The 1,490-nt window shown below is 45.9% G+C and carries 4 tRNA genes and 2 rRNA genes; all 6 read left to right on the top strand.

From position 1 onward, the window contains the following. Positions 1-268, top strand: a 16S ribosomal RNA gene (locus tag L4D05_RS23980); the annotation flags it as partial. A 91-nt stretch (positions 269-359) separates the two neighbouring features. After that, positions 360-435 (top strand) — tRNA-Glu (locus L4D05_RS23985). A gap of 2 nt (positions 436-437) precedes the next feature. Further along, positions 438-513 (top strand) — tRNA-Lys (locus L4D05_RS23990). Positions 514-525: 12 nt separating this feature from the next. After that, positions 526-601, top strand: a tRNA-Ala gene (locus tag L4D05_RS23995). A 42-nt stretch (positions 602-643) separates the two neighbouring features. Beyond that, a tRNA-Val gene (locus tag L4D05_RS24000) sits at positions 644-719 on the top strand. A 362-nt stretch (positions 720-1,081) separates the two neighbouring features. Continuing rightward, a 23S ribosomal RNA gene (locus tag L4D05_RS24005) occupies positions 1,082-1,490 on the top strand; the annotation flags it as partial.

Raw genomic sequence — 1,490 nt, forward strand, 5'->3', positions numbered from 1 at the left:
AGCGAATCCCAAAAAGTGCGTCGTAGTCCGGATTGGAGTCTGCAACTCGACTCCATGAAGTCGGAATCGCTAGTAATCGTGGATCAGAATGCCACGGTGAATACGTTCCCGGGCCTTGTACACACCGCCCGTCACACCATGGGAGTGGGCTGCAAAAGAAGTGGGTAGTTTAACCTTCGGGAGGACGCTCACCACTTTGTGGTTCATGACTGGGGTGAAGTCGTAACAAGGTAGCCCTAGGGGAACCTGGGGCTGGATCACCTCCTTATACGAAAGATTGTCTTGATGAGTGTTCACACAGATTGATTAGGTTTATGATGTCAAAGAGATAAGTAAGTGCCCAACACTTACTGATTAGTGTCCCGTTCGTCTAGAGGCCTAGGACACCGCCCTTTCACGGCGGTAACAGGGGTTCGACTCCCCTACGGGATACCATTGGGTCGTTAGCTCAGTTGGTAGAGCAGTTGACTTTTAATCAATTGGTCGCAGGTTCGAATCCTGCACGACCCACCATTTCAAGATCTCGGGGCTATAGCTCAGCTGGGAGAGCGCCTGCCTTGCACGCAGGAGGTCTGCGGTTCGATCCCGCATAGCTCCACCATTCTTGAAATATTCTTTCCCACGAAGGAATTAAAACTAATGTGGGCGATTAGCTCAGTTGGGAGAGCACCTCCCTTACAAGGAGGGGGTCACTGGTTCGAGCCCGGTATCGCCCACCATCTTTAAAGACATTTATAAAGTGTATTTAAAAATGGTTTAATTAGTTTTAACTAAGTAAACACATGCTCTTTAACAATTTGGAAAGCTGACGAATAACAATGTGATTTCATTGTTATTCAAATAAAAGTTCTCAAATCCTATGTCTTACTCTTTTATAGAGAAGAGATGTAGGTACCAACACACATTCAAGTGTTCTTGGAAACAGCACAACTTCGGTTGTGATGTTTATATTTGAGTCCGGCAAAATCGAATGCTATCTCGCTCATTCAAATAATGAGATAGCGACTTTGGTTGTTTGCCATACACCTTTTTGTCTTCACTTTTTAAAGTGAAATCAAATCGAAACCTTTTGGGGTTGTATGGTTAAGTGACTAAGCGTACACGGTGGATGCCTTGGCAGTCAGAGGCGATGAAGGACGTAATAACTTGCGATAAGCCCAGATTAGGTAGTAATAACCTGTGAGTCTGGGATTTCCGAATGGGGAAACCCACGTGCATAAGCACGTATCATTAACTGAATACATAGGTTAATGARGCAAACCGGGGGAACTGAAACATCTAAGTACCCCGAGGAAGAGAAATCAACCGAGATTCCGAAAGTAGCGGCGAGCGAAATTGGATTAGCCCTTAAGCTTTTAATGATGCAGGTGAAGGCTCTGGAAAGTGCCGCAGTAAAGGGTGATAGCCCCGTAACCGACACATCATAATCAGTGAAAACGAGTAAGGCGGGACACGTGATATCCTGTTTGAATATGGGGGGACCATCCTCC

Origin of the sequence: Vibrio nomapromontoriensis (assembly GCF_050337205.1) — a bacterium.
Lineage (GTDB): Bacteria > Pseudomonadota > Gammaproteobacteria > Enterobacterales > Vibrionaceae > Vibrio > Vibrio nomapromontoriensis.